The sequence below is a fragment of the Planctellipticum variicoloris genome (genome assembly GCF_030622045.1).
In the GTDB taxonomy this organism is placed as follows: domain Bacteria; phylum Planctomycetota; class Planctomycetia; order Planctomycetales; family Planctomycetaceae; genus Planctellipticum; species Planctellipticum variicoloris.
In genome coordinates, this window is sequence record NZ_CP130886.1 from 2,667,653 (window position 1) to 2,684,199 (window position 16,547).

At 63.4% G+C, this 16,547-nt stretch carries 8 protein-coding genes; all 8 read right to left on the minus strand.

The features are described from left to right. Positions 1–117 precede the first annotated feature (117 nt). The gene (locus tag SH412_RS10445; RefSeq protein WP_336523456.1) at positions 118–1,824 is read right to left on the minus strand and encodes a CocE/NonD family hydrolase; all 1,707 of its coding nucleotides are present in this window, start codon (positions 1,822–1,824) and stop codon (positions 118–120) included. Continuing rightward, positions 1,824–4,220 (minus strand): CehA/McbA family metallohydrolase, encoded by a 2,397-nt coding sequence (locus SH412_RS10450; RefSeq protein ID WP_336523457.1) that lies wholly within the window; start codon positions 4,218–4,220, stop codon positions 1,824–1,826. The genes SH412_RS10445 and SH412_RS10450 overlap by 1 nt, the downstream gene beginning before the upstream one ends. A gap of 93 nt (positions 4,221–4,313) precedes the next feature. Further along, positions 4,314–5,978, minus strand: coding sequence for a PPC domain-containing protein (locus SH412_RS10455; protein ID WP_336523458.1), 1,665 nt, complete (start codon positions 5,976–5,978; stop codon positions 4,314–4,316). 18 nt (positions 5,979–5,996) lie between these two features. Further along, positions 5,997–7,322, minus strand: coding sequence for a DUF1501 domain-containing protein (locus SH412_RS10460; protein ID WP_336523459.1), 1,326 nt, complete (start codon positions 7,320–7,322; stop codon positions 5,997–5,999). A 48-nt stretch (positions 7,323–7,370) separates the two neighbouring features. Then, positions 7,371–9,815, minus strand: a complete 2,445-nt coding sequence (locus SH412_RS10465) for a DUF1549 and DUF1553 domain-containing protein (protein ID WP_336523460.1) — start codon at positions 9,813–9,815, stop codon at positions 7,371–7,373. A gap of 266 nt (positions 9,816–10,081) precedes the next feature. After that, complete coding sequence (locus SH412_RS10470; RefSeq protein WP_336523461.1) at positions 10,082–12,382, minus strand: hypothetical protein; 2,301 nt, start codon at positions 12,380–12,382, stop codon at positions 10,082–10,084. A 98-nt stretch (positions 12,383–12,480) separates the two neighbouring features. Next, positions 12,481–14,172 carry a hypothetical protein gene (locus SH412_RS10475; protein WP_336523462.1) on the minus strand — a complete coding sequence of 564 codons (1,692 nt, stop codon included), beginning with the start codon at positions 14,170–14,172 and terminating at the stop codon, positions 12,481–12,483. A gap of 81 nt (positions 14,173–14,253) precedes the next feature. Next, positions 14,254–16,530: a type IV pilus assembly protein PilM gene (gene pilM, locus SH412_RS10480; protein WP_336523463.1), complete on the minus strand. Its 2,277-nt coding sequence runs from the start codon at positions 16,528–16,530 to the stop codon at positions 14,254–14,256. Positions 16,531–16,547 lie beyond the last annotated feature (17 nt).

Here is a 16,547-nt window from a genome sequence, read left to right on the forward strand (position 1 = left end):
CGAGGCAGAGCCTCGCAATCAGCCGGTTCCCAGGCAGAGCCTGGGAACCAGTGTTGCTGCCTTTCTCCCTTTCTTCTCCCTCCCTCACTATCCTCCGCGGTGAATCCTGCTTGTCTTCTATTTCTCTTCCGCCGATACCAGCGGCGCGATGATCCGCGAAGCGTACTTGCGGTCGTGGTGAACGGTATTCGTCGCCTTCACCACTTTGTCGGGAGGCTCGATCGTCAGCGGTTCGCCGGTCTGCGGGTTGGGTTCGTAGAGTGGCGAGCCTGTGCTGGCGATCGTCACGCGGATGCGATGGCCCTTGTTGAAGACCTGGCTCAGCCAGCCGATGTCGAAGGCGACTCGTTCAACTTTGCCGGGCGCCATCAGGACCTGTTTGTCGAATCCTTCCCGATAGCGCAGCCGCAGCGGATAGTCGATGATCAGGATCGACCGCCCATCCGGGTAGACGTCGCTGACGCGCACGATGACATCGGTATCTTTCGCCGTCGATGACAGATAGACCTCGGCCCGCACGCGTCCCGTCCATTCGATTGGTTCCGTCAGAGGTTCGGTCGTAAACGTTCGCACTTCGGACTGCGCTTCAAACGGCCGGGCGTCAGTCGCTCCCGGAAAGCCCGCTCCCGGAATCGACATCGGGTGGAGTGGATCGCTAATCCACGACGTTCCCGCCTGCTCCGAGTCCGGCGCCGTCAGGCCGAGCTTGCCATCCGCCTGCAGATACCACGGCGTCAACTTCGACCCGGGCGGCCAAGACTTTCGCGCCCGCCAGATGTTGCCCGGCGCCCCGTCTTCTCCAACGGCTCCCATCACGTAGTAACGGACCGGCGGATCGCGGTCGACACCGTTATCGTCTCCCTTCAGATAGTGATTGAACCATCGCACCATGTGGTCTTCTTCGGGCCACGCGGCGTTCTCGGGATAAACGAGGTCTCCGACCTTGGAGCCCTTGTTGAGCCGGCCGTGGAGCCAGGGACCGATCACGAGCTGCTGCTTGCCGCGCGAGTTCGGTCCCCCCTGGTGATTCCGTCCGATGAAGCTGGCGATCGAGCCCTGGTTCATGAAGTCGTACCAGCTTCCGATCGTCATGCAGGGAACGTTCATCTTGTCGAAATGGAGCGAACAGTCCTCATCGCGCCAGTAGTCGTCGTAATCCGGATGCTGATACCACTCCTTCATCAGCCGCCGGTTGTCCTCCGGGTCCCGGCAAACTCCTTCCAGCGACTTGAAGCGGATGGGCCTGGTCACTCCGCCGATGCGATAGCCTTCCTGAAAGAGCGACAGCCCGGTATCGGTCATGTATTGCGCGACTAGATGGGTCGGTTGCGTGACGGCCAGGAAGTTCTGCGCGTAGCCCCCCTGCGAGCTGCCGAAAGTTCCCACCTTCCCCGTCGACCAGGGCTGCGTCCCCAGCCATTCGCAGACGTCGTACCCGTCCTGCAGCTTGCCCCAGGCGAGGGCGCGATAGCCCTGCCACGTTCCTTCGGACTGATACGTCCCGCGATAATTCACCAGCGCCACGACAAATCCGCGGGCTGCGAGCCGGGCCGCCGCGACGCGGGTTCCCTTCCCCCGCAGGTCGGCGTACCGCTGCTCGAACAGGACCGGCCACGGTCCTGCCCCCGGAGGCGTGTAGAGCCAGACAGAGAGCTTCGCGCCGTCCCGCATCGGGACCATGGCGTGAGTCTCCGCCACGCCGCCGAGGTCGACGTCGGGATCTGCGGCGATGGCCGCAACTCCAGTGGTCGCCAGGATCAGCCAGGCAACCGTCGACATCAGGCGGACCGGAGTCATCGAAAGAATCGGGACTTGCAGCAACATTACTCTCCTGACGAAATCGCTTGCTCGTAGAACTTCGCCGCCTGGTCGTACGCGGAGCGAGCCGCTTCGCGTTCGGTTGGACGAATTCGACCTTCTTTCTGCTTCCAGCAGACATCGACGGCTTTCCGGCACCATTCGGCGCTCGATTTCACCTGGATCGGCCGTCCCGCCACTTCCACGAAGACCGGGTTGGTGTGGACCGACGGCAGAATCCGCACGGCGACCCAAGCCGACTTCTGCAACGGAATCTCGAATTTCATCGGCCGGACGCTGCCGTCGGCCAGCAGATCGCGGCGGGCCACGACGTCTCCGTTGGCGACGATCTCGACGGAGACGTTCCGGGTCCGGCCGATCCGGCAGCGTTCCAGATGCCAGTATGGCTTGTGGTCGAGCCGTCGACCGCGGATCGCTTCCGTCTCCGCGGTCGGCTCAGGTTCCAGCAGGGCCGCGGCGTCGAACGTCACAGTCACCTGGCCGGGCTGGGCGAGTTTCAGTTCGCTGACCGTGCCGTCAGCTCCTTTCTCGCCGACGCCAAACCCGTTGACCGCGAAATCGAAGATGTGGCTCAACCCGTCGCCGCAGTAACTGCGACCATCCTTGAGGCCCTGCACCCAGGTGTCGTAGTCCAGCTCGGTTCCCTCGGGGACTTTGACGTAGATCCGTCCGAGCCCGACTTTGTCGCCGTAGATGCAGGGGAAGTCCGTTTCGCCGCTGATCCGCGTGCGACAGCCCGCATTGAGCGTGTGATACCAGATGTTGAGTTCCGAGGTGGACGGAGTATCGACGGCCGAGATGAAGTCGCAGACGTCGTTCGCCGCCGTCACGATGAACTCGTTCGCACCGATGCCGTCGAACGGAGGCATCGCCATGTCCGGGAGCTTGTCGGCCGCCCGGCCCTTGCCGGTCGGCACGCGATTGCCGCTTTCGTCGTAATCCGGGAGCTGCAGCCCCCAGCCGCTGTGGCTGTAGCCTACGACGCCTCCCTGCCGACGCCCCCAGGCCAGAACTGGCTGCGTCCAGGTCGGCCACTGCTCGAGCAGCGTCGTCCCCGGATAGTCGTCCTCGGTCAGTCGGAGCAGGCAGAGGTGGCCCGCATGCGACGACGGAAAGCCGGAGACTTCGACGTCGTACCGCATCAGATTGTTCGGTTTCGAAAGACCCGACGTCCGACCCTCGAAGTACTGCTTCTGGGTGTACCAGCAGGGACCCCAGCTCAGCACACAGCCGACATTGAGATCCTCGCCGAGAATGTGCCGCAACATGTCTTCCGGACCGACGCCCTCCGTGGGACTGTCGTAATGGGCGCATCCCGCCGCGTGGACGTGATGATCGCCCGAGAACCATCTCCGGTCGGCCGCGTGAATCCAGCGTTCGAGCTTGATGTCAAAGTTCTGTTTCGGGGAATCGTCGCCAACCTTGAGAGCGTGCTTCGCGACGCGATACTCGGGACCGCGCTGGACGGTGATCGAATAATCCCCCGGCGGCAGCCGCAGACTCTCGCCGTCGGCGCGGTAAATCTGATCGTGAAAGAAGAAGTCCGGGGCGAGCCGGCGAGCCGGGTTCGGATAGACCCGCCCATACTGATCGCGAATGGTCAGCGCCGCCGTCGTCGGAGCTCCGTCAACATCCCTCACGCCCAGCGTCACTTCCACGGCGGGGAGACAGCGGAACAGAATCGGCGTCGAGTTCCGGAAACCGATGTCCTGCGTCCCCTGTCCGACGTGAAATCCAAGCTGCGCCTCCCGTCGACCGGCATCGCGACTGTAGAGCTGCAGAATGCGATATTCCAGCTCCAGTCCCGACAGTTCCGGCTTGAGCGGCTGTCGGTTATACATGGCCGCATCGAGAAATCGGTTGGGGACTTGATCTGACGTCACGAGGTTATCGACCGTCATGGGGCGTTCGCGCGGTCCCTTGCCGCGCTGATAGACCGGCAGCAGATTTTCGCTTTCGGGCTTGAGCTCCGCCGTCACTCCCGCCTGGTTGCGGACCTTGACCAGAAACGTGCGCCAGCCCTGCTGAATCAGTTCCTTCGCGACAGGTCCGCCGGTCACCGACACGCGACTTTCCGGATTGATCGTCACGCCGACCACGCAGTACTTGTCGAGGATTGTCTCGACCCCCTGGGTACAATCTGCGGGATCGGTCTCCTTCAGGGCGGCCTGGAGCGATGTACGGTCTTCGGGGCCCAGCGGAGCGCCGACGAAATCCAGGGCCTGGATCAGGCGTTCGGTCGCCGCGACGAGGGGCTGCGTTTCGGTCCTGCCGACCCGAGGCCAGCTTTCATCGGCCCCCACTGCGATGCCGGCAACGGTCGAAATCAGCACCGCCGAATGAAGCAGCGCGGCAATCAATCGTCGCGAGGAGCACGGAGTCACATCCGGATGCGGCTTCATGAGTGGATCCTTCTGCAGACACGCGGCAGAACTTGAGCCGGGCCATTCTGCGGCGGATCTCCCGCGGTCGCAAGAGGCGCGTCGGACGGATGCTTACTTCTTGACTGGAACGACCGTCAGCCAGACGTGGGGAACCAGCGCATCGGGCGCTTTGATGTTCGCGTCGACGCGGAATTCGCGCGGTTCGTCTCCTGCCGTCTTTCCGACAATCATCAGCGGTCCGCGAAACGCTTCCGCCCGCGTCGAGACCAGTTTGAGGGTTGCGGTATCCGTTGCATTCGCTCCGGCCCGGCCGCGTCGCCGACCGCCCTTTTTGTCGCTCGCCTCTTTCGGCTTCGCAACCACCGGCTCGGCAGTCACACCCTCCGGCAGATCGACTGCGGAGACCGTGATTTCGCCGTCATAGCCCGCGATGCGTTCGACCGAGACGGCAATCTCCAGCGGCTTATCGCCGGAAATGACAAAGTTGTCGCTGGCCACCGTGAGCCGAGCCGTCGCTTCCAGATCGCGGATCGCCAGCACATAGACGCCGCGCGGTCCCCCGTTGCCATAACGTTCGGTGATCTGAACTTCATATTCGCCGTCGGCCGGGGCGGTGAAGTCGAACCGCGGATCGGGATTGCTGCCCAGGTCGTCCAGTTCCTTCAGGACCTTTCCGGCGGCGTCGGCGATCTTCACCACGGGATCGAGCGGAGCTCCAATCGACCGCGAGAACGCCTCAATCTCGATGGCCCGATCTTTGACCAGCGTCACGCGATACCGGTCGGTGTCGCCGGGGCGATCCAGCCGGCCCATCACGGTGGCTGGAATCGCGGGCAGGGTCTGGGGAGCATCGGCATCGGGAACTGTCTCCGGCACCGGAGCCGCCGCCGCACCGACGACCCAGGCCGGGCCGTCCCAGACTTCTGACCAGACTCGCTGCGGACCGGCCTGAATCGCGCTCAGCGCGGGTTTGTCGGGGAACTCCTGGCCGTCGGCGTTGAAGGCCGTCAGCCCGAAAGACTCTCCCACCGGCAGTACCGGCGGCCAGACGTGATCGGGGAAACTTCCGCTGGAAATTGTCAGCCGATACACGTAGTCGGCGCCTCCCGCCAGGCGGATGGAGCTGTCAGGCGTCGCGGGGAACGCGAACAGCCGCACGTAGTAGGTTCCATCGGCCGGCGCTGTGAAGGTGATCCGCGGATCCCATCCCTGGTCGTCTTCGTTCTGTTCGAGAACGAAACCGGCGGGAGAGAGAATCTGCAGCACGCCGTCCATCGGAGACCCCAGATCCCCGAATGCGGCGACCGACGCGACGACAGACTGCCCCTTTGACAGCGGAACGGCGTAGACGTCGGCATCCTCAGCCTTGGCCAGGACGCCGTTTGCGACGACTCGAGTGGATGGCAGCGCCTGAGGTTTCCGGAAGCTGTCGTTGGGTTCGACCTCCAGAACCTCCGGTAACGCTCCGACATAGAATGGCCGGAGAGCGGCCGAGCCTTCGTCGTTAGAGAACCGCAACCAGTACAGGCCGGGCTGAGCGTCGGCGGCGATCCTGATGGTGATCGGGCCGGGTTTCTCCGGTCGGACGAGCTCCAGCCCCGGGCGATCGCACCACGCTTCCGGAACCGTTTCGCCGGGCTTGCCTTGCAGCGTGACGGCGACTTCCGTCCCCCGTTGACCGCCGGCGGGAAGCAGCGACGACACGGACGGCGGAGCCGCCTGAGTGACCCCAGCCAGCCCCAGCCAGACCAGAGCGGATGCGCACCTCAACTTCACGTCCGCCCCTCTCGACCGTTACGCAAACAGTTCCGGAATGATGGTGGCATCGCTCACCAGGTGCGCCGGGCGCCCCTGGGGCGTATACAGAATCTGATCGGGATCGATCCCCATTTTCCGGTAGATCGACGCTACAAAGTTTTCGGGAGACAGAACCCGTTCGACGGCCGAGTACCCCGAACGATCCGTGGCGCCCAGCACCTGGCCGCCGGGGATCTTGCCGCCCGCCATCAGCACGGACATGGCATTGGACCAGTGGTCGCGGCCGCCGTCCTTGTTGATTTTCGGCGTCCGGCCGAACTCTCCCAGCATCACGACCAGCGTGGTGTCGAGCAGTCCGCGCTGTTCGAGATCCTCGATCAGCGTTGCCACTGTATTGTCGACTTCCGGCAGCCGCTTGGTGCAGCTCTTGAACAGATCCGAGTGGTGGTCCCAGCCCCCTTCGTTGAGGACGACGAACGGCACGCCCGCCTCGACCAGCCGACGGGACAGGAGCGCCCGCTGGCCGAACGTATGACGGCCATAACGCTTGCGGACGTCGTCCGATTCTTTCTGAATGCTGAAAGCCGCCTGGGCCTTCTCCGACAGCATCAGGTCCTGTCCCTGACGGTAATAGCCGTCGAGCGCGCGAACCGGATCGGCTGCGGCGGCGTCCGTGATTCGCACGAGACGATCGACCTGGCCGCGAATCTGCTGGCGCTGGTCGAAGCGATCCTGCGTCAGCTTGCCCGGCAATGCGACGTCGCGCACGCGGAAGTTGTCGCTGTTGGGGTTGTCCGGCACGACGAACGGAGCGTACTCGGCGCCCAGGAAGTTCGGTCCGCCCGAGCGCGTCATCGACGGCAGCGAGAAATACGCCGGCAGACCGTCCTGATGGCCGCGGTTGTGAGCCACCGCCGACCCCATGCTCGGGTGATAGCTCACGAAGGAGCCGCAGCCGACCGGAATTCTCGGCGGCGCGCCGGTCATCATGTAGTGGTTGCCGGCCCCGTGGTTGCCCTGCTCGTGGCAGATCGATCGGATCACGGCAATCTTGTTCGAAATCGCCGCCAGCCGGGTCATGTGCTGGGAGAAGTAAACTCCCGCCGTCTGCGTGGCGATCGGCTCAAACTCGCCGCGAATTTCCGCCGGTGCCAGCGGCTTCGGATCGAAAGTCTCGTAGTGCGTCGGCCCGCCGTCGAGCCAGATCAGGATGCAGCTCTTCGCGGCGACGGGCAACCCCGAGGGACCTCCCTCGGCGCTCCAGCCCAGCCGACCAAACACCGTGCCTCCCAGCAGTCCCCCCAGGCCAAGCTGGAGGAAATTCCGGCGACGCATGCCCGCACAGTTGAGATAGCTGCTCATGGTTACTGACCCACCACGAATTCGGACCGGATCGTTCCGGCCCACGGTTCAATCCTCAAACACAAATTCGGGCGTATTGATCAGCGCCCAGAACAGATCTTCCACCGCCTGCCGACGCTGTTCGGCCGCGACCCCCAACAGAGTCGCCGCCCCCTGACGCTCATCCTCTGCAGGGAACCGCCCGTAAACGGTCAGATAGATCTCATCAACGAGTTCCGGCGGCGTCTTGTCTGAAGCCGCCAGCGCGGCGGGCCGCCCGCCGTCCTTGCCGAGTCGCCGCTGCAGTTCTTCAGAATTCATCAGGTGCAGCGCCTGCACGATCGTGGCGTCGCTGTTCCGTTCGCAGGGGGGATCCTGGTTGGGATCCTGCCGCCCGAAGGCGTCCAGGAACAGCGAATCCACTCGCACCGTCCACAGCTCCTTGGCCCGCGTTCCCAGAGGAGCCGCAGAGAAATCCTCTTCGACGTCCAGGACGCTGCTCAGCGTGTCGTACAACACCTCGGCCCGTAGCCGTTGGCGATAATGCCGCGAAAAGTTTCGATAGTCGGCGGTATTCCGCTCCGACGGAAGCGAACTGAGCGCATAGACGTTCGACATCGCAATCGAACGCACGAGCGATTTCAGCCGGAACCCGTTCCGCTGCAGATCGCGCGACAGTTCTTCGAGCAGCGCCGGGTTTGACGGGGGATTCGTCGCGCGGAGATCATCGACGGGCTCGACCAGCCCCCGGCCCATCAGATCGGCCCAGACCCGGTTTGCAATCGCCCACCGGAAATAGTGATTGTCGGGCGAAGTCACCCAGGCCGCAAGCGCTTCGCGGAGGTCCTGACCTTCGACCGGCTCAACCGCGGCGCCGTACAATGGCTTTGGCGGAAGAACGGCGCCCGTCAGCGGGTGGGCGACAGAGCCGCTCGTCCCCGCGAAGATGAATTCTTCGGAGCCCGAAATCGGAGTCGAGATTCCCGTCCCCTTCCGGCCGACCTTCGCGAAGTACGCGGCGAAGCTGTAGAAGTCCTGCTGCCCGTAAACTTCGAACGGATGGTGGTGGCACTTCGCACATTCCAGGCGAATCCCGAGAAAGAGCTGGCTGACAATGGTCGTCAGCTCATCCGGGCTGCGCCGATCGCGGAACAGAACTGTCGCCCCGTCCCGAAACGAACTTCCCCGAGCGGTCAGCAACTCCCGCACGAACTGATCGTAGGGTTTGTCCTTGCGGAACGAGTCTCGAATCCAGGTGTCGAAGGCGTGAGTCGCCTTGATGCCCACGCGATAGGGGTTCGGCCTCAGCAGATCGGTCCACTTATTCGCCCAGTGCTCGGCGAACTCGGGATGGTCCAGCAGTTCGTCGATCTTTCGCTGTCGTTTGTCGGCGGTCGCGTCTTCGAGATACGTCCGCGCCTCCGCAGCGGTCGGGCCGCGGCCGATCAGATCGAGATAGAGGCGGCGCAATACGGTGTGCTCTTCCGCCGGAGCGGAAGGGGTCACTCGCAGCTTCTGCAGCCGGTCCCAGACCAGCCCGTCAATGGCGCTCGTTCGCGGCAGTGCGGCAAAGACTTCCGGCGCGATGGCATCCGGATGGGGCACGACCACGTTGCAGACGGCAAGCTGCCCGAGATACCGGGCCATCACCGCCGTATCGCCGAGCGCACCGCCGGCGGTCATCAGCCCCCGTTCGTCAACGGCGACGACCGGCGCTTCGTTCGACTGGTAGGAGGCCAGACGCGTCACATCCTGCTCGGAGCCGTCGCTGTACTTCGCCGTCACGCGCAACTGGTAGGAGGTCTTCCGCAGCAGGACAAGATCAGGAGGTTCCACGCTGACGGACACCAGCGCGGGCGTTCCGGCCACGCTGCGGGTCGCTCCTTCGCGAATCCAGCGGCGGAGAACGTCCGTGTCGGGACTTTCCGGAGACAGCCGCTTGCCGCCGCCGTGCGGCACTTCCCCGAGCGGCTTCTGCAGAAGCAGACTCTGCTCCGGAACCGGCGGGAAGATCCGTCGGCCGCGAGCCTCTTTCGTCAGCGAATCAAAGTCGAAATCGTTATCGAAACCGAGAAGTGATAACTGAAAGCCGTTCTGCCCGCGCTGCTTGCCGTGGCACGGTCCGGAATTGCAGGCGAACCGGGTCATGATCGGTTGCACGTCCCGTTCGAAGTCCAGGAGCGCAGGATTCGAGCGACGCTTGACCTCAACCGGAAGTTCTGCTGTCCGCTCGCCGACGGTAAGACGAATCACGCCCGCGCCGTCGGTTATCGGAAGAACCAGTCCTCGATCGTCGATTCGCACCAGACTGCCGTCGTTCGCCCAGCGCGATTCCCGGGTCACGTCGCACCAAGCGCCGTCCCGGAGTTCCAGCACGACGATCTGCGCAGAAGCGTGAGGTCCATCGAGCGAGACCTTGCCTGGCAGGACGCGCAATTCATCGTCCGCTGCGGCGCATTCACCACCGGCGACGGCGATTCCCAGGCAGAGCAGCAGCCAGAAATTAGACGGCATGACTCACACGACGAACAGGCGGGGCAAATGGGCGGGTCTCAGAGCACATCGCTCTCGCATCAGTATATCTTGAAGCGTCGGCAGATCCAATGTCGAGATTTGCCCGATTGCCGGCAATTTTACGATGCACCGACGCGACAAAAATGAACATAAGGCCACGTCCTGGGGATATTCCACCCGAATCCTGTAGACAAAGACCCCGGCAAACTCTTCAGAGCTTGCCGGGGTCAGCAATCGATCGAATCAGGCCTGGCAACTCCGCGACTTCAGCGTTCTCCGCCCCGACCGCCTCTGCCGGGTTTCTTATTCGACTTCCCCATGCCCGGCATCCCCGGCATTCCAGGCATCCCTGCCATCCCGGACATTTCGGCGCCGGGATAGTCTCCATACATGGCCGCATCCAAGCCGCCCTGGGGAGTCTCTTCTTTGTCTTTGATGTCCTCGAACGGTTTGCGCTGCCCCGCGACAAACGCATCCAGTTCCGACCAGCGGTTTTGCCGCGTTGCGGGGTCGAGCAGTTTCAACTCTCCCGTTTCGGTCGCCACCAGAATCTCGCCGGGCAACCCGATGCTGCCGCGAGCCGGCAGTTTCAGATCCGGATGATTCGCGGGACTCAAGTCGAAGTCGCCATTGGCGTCGAGAAAGACGTCGTCGCTCGCGAATTTGACATCGTCCGTTTTAAAGGTCGGCTTCGAGACATCCAGGCGCAGGCTCTTCTTGGCCTCGCCAATAAACTGTCCCAGCGTTGTCAGCGAGATCGAATCGGCATTGACAGTCCCATACTCTTCATCCTGTTCGAACATCTGCAGGACCGCCAATGCCCGCTTGCTGGCGTTGCCGAGGGCCTCATGGATCGGATCCCGTTTGACATCTCTGACGAAGTAATCGACCTTCTCCGGCACCACTGCCGGATTCGAAACATTGCTTTCCGGAGTCTCGCGAGTTTCTCCCAGCGCGATCGCCGGATCCACAAGAGTCTCGGGCGGACGCTCCCAGTTCGGATTCTCGATCTTCAGATTCACCCGATACCGGTAGGCCATCCCCGGACGGACGTCGAAGTCGAAGTAACGGAACAGCAGAAACGTCCCCGCCGCCGTCATCTGGCTCAACCGCTTTTTGACGTCCTCCGCCTTCATTGGAGCTCCGCCGCCGGGCATTCCCATTCCAGGACCACCCGGCATTCCGGGCATCATGCCCTGTCCGAAGCTGGAGTACATGTCGTTGCCGTAGTTCGAATCCTCCGAGGCAAAGCCCATCATCGTGCTCGCCATGTCGCGATAGTTATTGCTGCGCGACGAAAAGCCCTTACCAGCGAAACCCTGCCGCTCCGGACGACGCGGGCCGGCGGCAGCCATCGCCTTGTCGTACTGTTCGCGGAGCTTGGCCAGAAACGCTTCTTCCTTGGCCATTTCCTGAGGACTCAACTGAAAGCCCCGGATCCGCGGATGTGTCGCCAACTCTCCCCAGTAGCCCTGCAGCCGGACGGGCAGCGGGCACGTGATGACGGGATCCTGAATGTCCGGCGGAACTTCGTCGACGCCGTAGTCTGCCGCCTGATCGAGCACCTCCAGCGCCGTATCCAGGCTGACCGCCTCCCACGGACCCTGCCACGGGTCGGTTCCGCTGACGGCCATCTGACGCTCGAGCTCAAAGTCAATCAGATTCAAGTAGGCGGTCGCCTCATTCAGCGACTGCAGATTCAACGCCCGCTGGATCTTCAGAAGCTGCTCTTTGATGGGCCAGACGCCCCGCACGGCGATAAACAGCTTTCCATCCGGTTCCATTCCGGAACCGCCCCCCATCATGCCCATCCCGCCGTAAATCTCTTCGCCCATGGCCATCGGCATTCCCGGCCCGGAGCCATGTCCCGCACCGCTCCCTCGCGTATTCAGCGCCCCGTTCGCGCCGGGCATCCCGGCCGGCGCACCGGCACCATGAGCTCCAGCCGGGGCCAACCCCGCGCCTGGAAAACCGGCTCCGCCTCCCGGCAAGCCGGAGCCACCAACGCTTGCACCTCGCTTTGCGAAGGGATCATTGGTATCAACTTTCGTCGCCGCCGTTCCCGGAAAGCCCAGCCCGGGATTTCCGTCGGCGCCAATGGCGGCCCCTTCCGGCATCGTTCCATCGGCCAGCAGGCTCCCTTCGGGCGGCAATGGAGATTTCCCCAGAATGACGCGTCCGGCGGTCGCGATCAGCGACTCCACCGGCAGCAGTTCCGGCTCCTTGGCCAGCTCCTGCTTGCGATACAGCGGCGCGAACATACTGGTTGAGAACTCGTACTCCTGGACGCTCGGAGGCTGACGCAATCGGTTGACTTCCTGCACGAAGTCCACCAGCGCGTACTTCTCGCCCTTGTCGGGGGTCCAGTTATTCGCGGCGATCGCCTTCTTCCCCTCTTCCACCTTACCAAGGATGTCCTGAGGGGTCCCTTCAATCGGCAACCAGCGGCTGCCCGACAGAATCAGCAGCACCACCAGGCCGATCACGCCAAAGCCGATCTTTTCGCCGTGATCGACGAACAGCGCCTTGATGCCATTTACGCTCAGCAAACCCTTGAGCTTTTTCATGATCACCTGCCGATCTCAATCGGATTCCGTGCTTCTCGAAACACTTGCGGACTCATCCAGTCCCGGTCCCGCTGCAACGGGCGGCCGGGAGTTCTGCATTACTCGGGAGGAGCCCCGGTCGCAGGCGCGGCCGGCGCCGCCCCTTCCGCCGGAGCGGCGGCCGGCGGCGCACTGTCCTTCGCCGGTGCCGCCGGCGTTTCGCCGGGAGCGGAACCTTCCGGAGGAGTTCCTTCAGGCGGCGCCCCTTCTGCCGGCGCTCCTTCCGAAGGAGTGACTGGCGGAGGATCCTCGGACACCGACGCTGGCACCGCTTCCGGGACTGCGGTCGGGGCCGCAGTCCCCGGCAGCACCGGCAGACTGGCCTTCCGGTAAATTCTCATCAAACCGCTGATCGCAACCTGCGCCATAAATGGGTCCGCCAGATAGGGGTCGGGACCACCCATCCGACCGCCGGTCATTCCGGGCATCGCCCCGGCGCCACCGAAGCCCCCGCCAATTTCGGGTCCGAAGCCACCCAATTCCCCGGCATCCTCGCCTGCAAGCATACCGGCACCCCCGCCGCCGCCTGCAAACGCCCCGGCCCCCGGCATTCCTCCGGGCATTCCCCCCGCCATTCCGCCCAGCAAACGCTGGCTCCCGCCAGGGCTGTCGTCGTTCAGTCGAGAGATCTGCACGCGGACAATTTCCACTGGAAACGGCGAGTATTCGTTGGCCGTCAGTTCGCACAACAACTGAGGGACGCGTCGGTGATCCATGACGACAGACAGATAAAACCCGCGAGTCTGGAAGGGCTGGCTCTCGTCGTCATCGATATACCGGCGCGGAGGGCTCGCCGTCTGGCCGCCGCTGGGGTCTCCTCCGGCCATATCGGCTTCACCCGGCATCATGCCAGCCATGCCGCCCCCGCCCGCCGACGCTCCGCCCGGAGTGCCGAATTCGTCTTTCGGGTCGAAATCGGCAGAAGCCGCCTTTCGACTCCCCCCCATCATTTCGCCGCCAGCACTTCCTCCACTGCCGCCGCCAAAACCCGCCCCCATCGCCCCGCCGGGCATCCCCATCATGCCGGCCCCGCCATCTTCGCCGCCCATCATCATGCCGCCAGCGTCGCCTCCGACACTCCCCCCCGCGTCAATGGTCGAGCGGTCCCCGCCCATCAGCACGAGTTGCAGAATGGAGTGAATGCTGGCGTCCAGCTTCGACGCCTCTTCCCCGCCATTGACGGCCAGGATGGACTTCAACAGCGACTTAAACAGCCACAGGTCCTCCTGAGCTTCCCAGATCTCCTGGTAAGTCGGCGTCAGATTGCCCCAGTTTCTTTGCGGCTGCATCCTCATCTTCGGGAAGTCGACAATCCCGGTCTGATCGTAGGGCCGGATCGGACGGACCGTCCTCCAGACTCCTTCGAACGCACCCGGGTAATCATTTCGATAGACCGTCAGCGCCCCGGCGTCATTCATCTCGCCCCGATAGGACTTGGCCTTGTGCACATACTGAATCATCGATTCCGGCCATTCCATGACCGCGGTCTCATCCTGCCACAGCTTGTACCGGGCTTCATCGACCTTAAGGGTCTGCTGCTCGTTGATCTTGCCGATCGCCGCCTGCCAGGTTTCGTTCTGCACTTCCCCGATGTTCGTGGCATCCCGCGCCTTCTTGATGTCTTCCGTTCGCTTGGCGATGGTGGCCGCCATCTCCCCGGACGCCATCGACCAGCCGACGAAACTCACGATGAGTCCCACGCCGAGCAGAATCCAGAACTTCTGTGCCAGAACGGGCTTGAGCTTATCCATGATCACCTCCGCCACTGCGGCGCGTGCGGTTCACAACAAACATGACGACTGACAACGTCCAGTCCCGGTCATCGGGCGATGCTAATGCGCTCCGGCCGGTCCAAAACCGCCGCCGCCAGGCATTCCCATCCCCGGTCGGCCCGTGGCGGGAGCCTTAGGCACAGCCACCCCCACACCCGGCACGGCTTCTCCCGGCGTCTCTTCGGTCGCCGCAGGTTGTTCGCCGGTCGCCTCGGGAGTTGCGGCTGCCGGGGCTTCCTCAGGTCGATCCGCGGCGGGAGTCGGCTTCCAGGCAAACTGAATTGTAAACACGTTCTGCTTGATCAGCTTGATGTCTTCAGACCCCTTGTCCTCTTCGCGATACACCGGACGCCTGCCGGCTCCAAACGCTCCGGGACCTCCCGGCGCTCCCGCCAGGGCTCCCTCCGGCATGGCCCCCGGAAATCCGCCGCCCGGCGTTCCGAATCCCCCCCCCGGCCCGCCAAATGCGGCCCCCGGCGTCCCGAACCCTCCACCGGTGATCGGACGACCGGACGGCGAATAGGGAACGTCCATCGGCGGCGGCGTATAGGTGATCGTCGCATGACTGATGCCGATCTGTCCGACCGGCGTCTCGAGATTGCTCCCGTCCGGCTTCACTTTCCACTTCTGCAGATTGCTCAGGAAATAGTGCCTGATAAAGCCCGTCCCCTGCCCAGTCGCCGGATTTCCGTCGTCGTGATAATGCACCCCCTCCAGCGTGAAGACGTAACCGATTCCGCTGGGGGCGGTCGCTCGATCGGCGTTCGACATCATCAGCTTGGCGCTGTCGTTGATCTGCCGGGGATCATTGAACCACGTCGACAGGTCCGGATAGCGCTTACAGGTAATGCTGTTGAGCGAGATCCGTTTCTGCTTCGTGATGTCGGTCTGATCCAGGTCGGTCCCGACATCGCGCGGCAGGCAGTCGTTGATCGCCTTGTAGACTTCCAGCCACAGCTCGCGGGTCTTGAGCGAACCGGCCAGCGCGTCGCCTTTGGCCTTGATCGCTGTATTCGCGCTTTCCATAGCGCCGAAGTCTGCCTTCAGCTTGCTGGCTTTGCCGGCAAGATCGCTCGCCGCGGTCTCCGCGCCGCCATACAAGGCGGGACTGACCGATGCCTGCACATTGCCGTAGCCCGCGATGGATGCGGAGAGCCCGGCCAGCAGCGTGGCCGCAGCCGCCACCGCCCACGGCTTCTTGCGGCGGATCTTGCGGGCCAGCATGATTTCCGGCGGCAGCAGCGACGTGTGGATGTCCGTCAGCTTCAAACCCTGCAGCGCCAGACCGTAGGGCACCGCAAACGTCAGCAGGTTGTCCTGGAACAGCGGCGCCGCCAGCACCTGATCGCCGACCAGCGCCTGGAAGTGATCCACGCGGTCGACTTCGTACTGCAGATTCTGCTGCAGGAACTTCTGCAGACCGGCCAGCTTAAATCCGTTGCCGACACCGACCACCCGGCCGATCTTCGCCGAGCGATTGACGCTGGAGAAGAAGCCGATCGACCGCTGGATTTCCGACACGAAATCGGTAAAGACCGGCCGCAGCGCCTGGAAGACGGCCCGCGGGTCGGGAGACTTGGTTGCGTTGCACTTGAGGTGCTCGGCCTTTGCAAACGTCAGCTTCATCTCGCGGGTCAACGCCCGGGTGAAGTGGTTGCCGCCGAGCGGAACGTTGCGGATCCAGATTTTCTTGCCGTTGGTCACCAGGAGCGTGGTGGTGTCGGCGCCCATATCGAGGACGATTGTGTAGTCTTCGCGGGGTTCGGCGTCTTCGCCAAGACGAATTCCCATCCGGTCGTAGCAGAGGAAGTTGTGCAGAGCGAGCGGCGCGATCTGTACCAGCTCGACTTCAATTTTGCGGGAGAGGAACGGACGGAGATGGTGCTCGACGTCGATCCGTTTCATCGCGAAGAGGCCGACTTCGGCGTCCAGCAGAAAACCGCTCTCTTCCACGCCGGCGGCGCCGATCGGCTGATAATCCCAGATCACCTCTTCCAGCGGATAAGGGATCTGCTGACGGGCTTCGAAGCCGACGATCTGGGCGAGCTTGGACGACTCGACGGGGGGCAGTTGAATGAACTTGGCCAGCGCGGTCTGGCCGGGCAGGCTGACGGCGATCGTATCGCCGGCGACCTTGTTGCGAGAAAGAAACGTTTCGAGAGCCTGAGCGATCAGTTCGTCCGGCGAAGCATCCGGCTGGCTGAGCAGCTTGGGATGCGGGACGTAATCAAAGGCGGTTGCGAGTACCTGGCCAGCGGTCTCCGCATACTGAAGCTTGATCGCCTTCAGCCCGGCTTGACCGATCTCAATGCCCCAGACTGCCTGGTTTTCAGCCATAACACATCACCTCGGAC

What these genes read in the sequence shown, in the direction of transcription:
- SH412_RS10445 (WP_336523456.1), bottom strand. Translation starts at nt 1,824, where the DNA reads ATGTTGCTGCAAGTCCCGATTCTTTCGATGACTCCGGTCCGCCTGATG.
- SH412_RS10450 (WP_336523457.1), bottom strand. Translation starts at nt 4,220, where the DNA reads ATGAAGCCGCATCCGGATGTGACTCCGTGCTCCTCGCGACGATTGATT.
- SH412_RS10460 (WP_336523459.1), bottom strand. Translation starts at nt 7,322, where the DNA reads ATGAGCAGCTATCTCAACTGTGCGGGCATGCGTCGCCGGAATTTCCTC.
- SH412_RS10465 (WP_336523460.1), bottom strand. Translation starts at nt 9,815, where the DNA reads ATGCCGTCTAATTTCTGGCTGCTGCTCTGCCTGGGAATCGCCGTCGCC.
- SH412_RS10470 (WP_336523461.1), bottom strand. Translation starts at nt 12,382, where the DNA reads ATGAAAAAGCTCAAGGGTTTGCTGAGCGTAAATGGCATCAAGGCGCTG.
- SH412_RS10475 (WP_336523462.1), bottom strand. Translation starts at nt 14,172, where the DNA reads ATGGATAAGCTCAAGCCCGTTCTGGCACAGAAGTTCTGGATTCTGCTC.
- pilM (WP_336523463.1), bottom strand. Translation starts at nt 16,530, where the DNA reads ATGGCTGAAAACCAGGCAGTCTGGGGCATTGAGATCGGTCAAGCCGGG.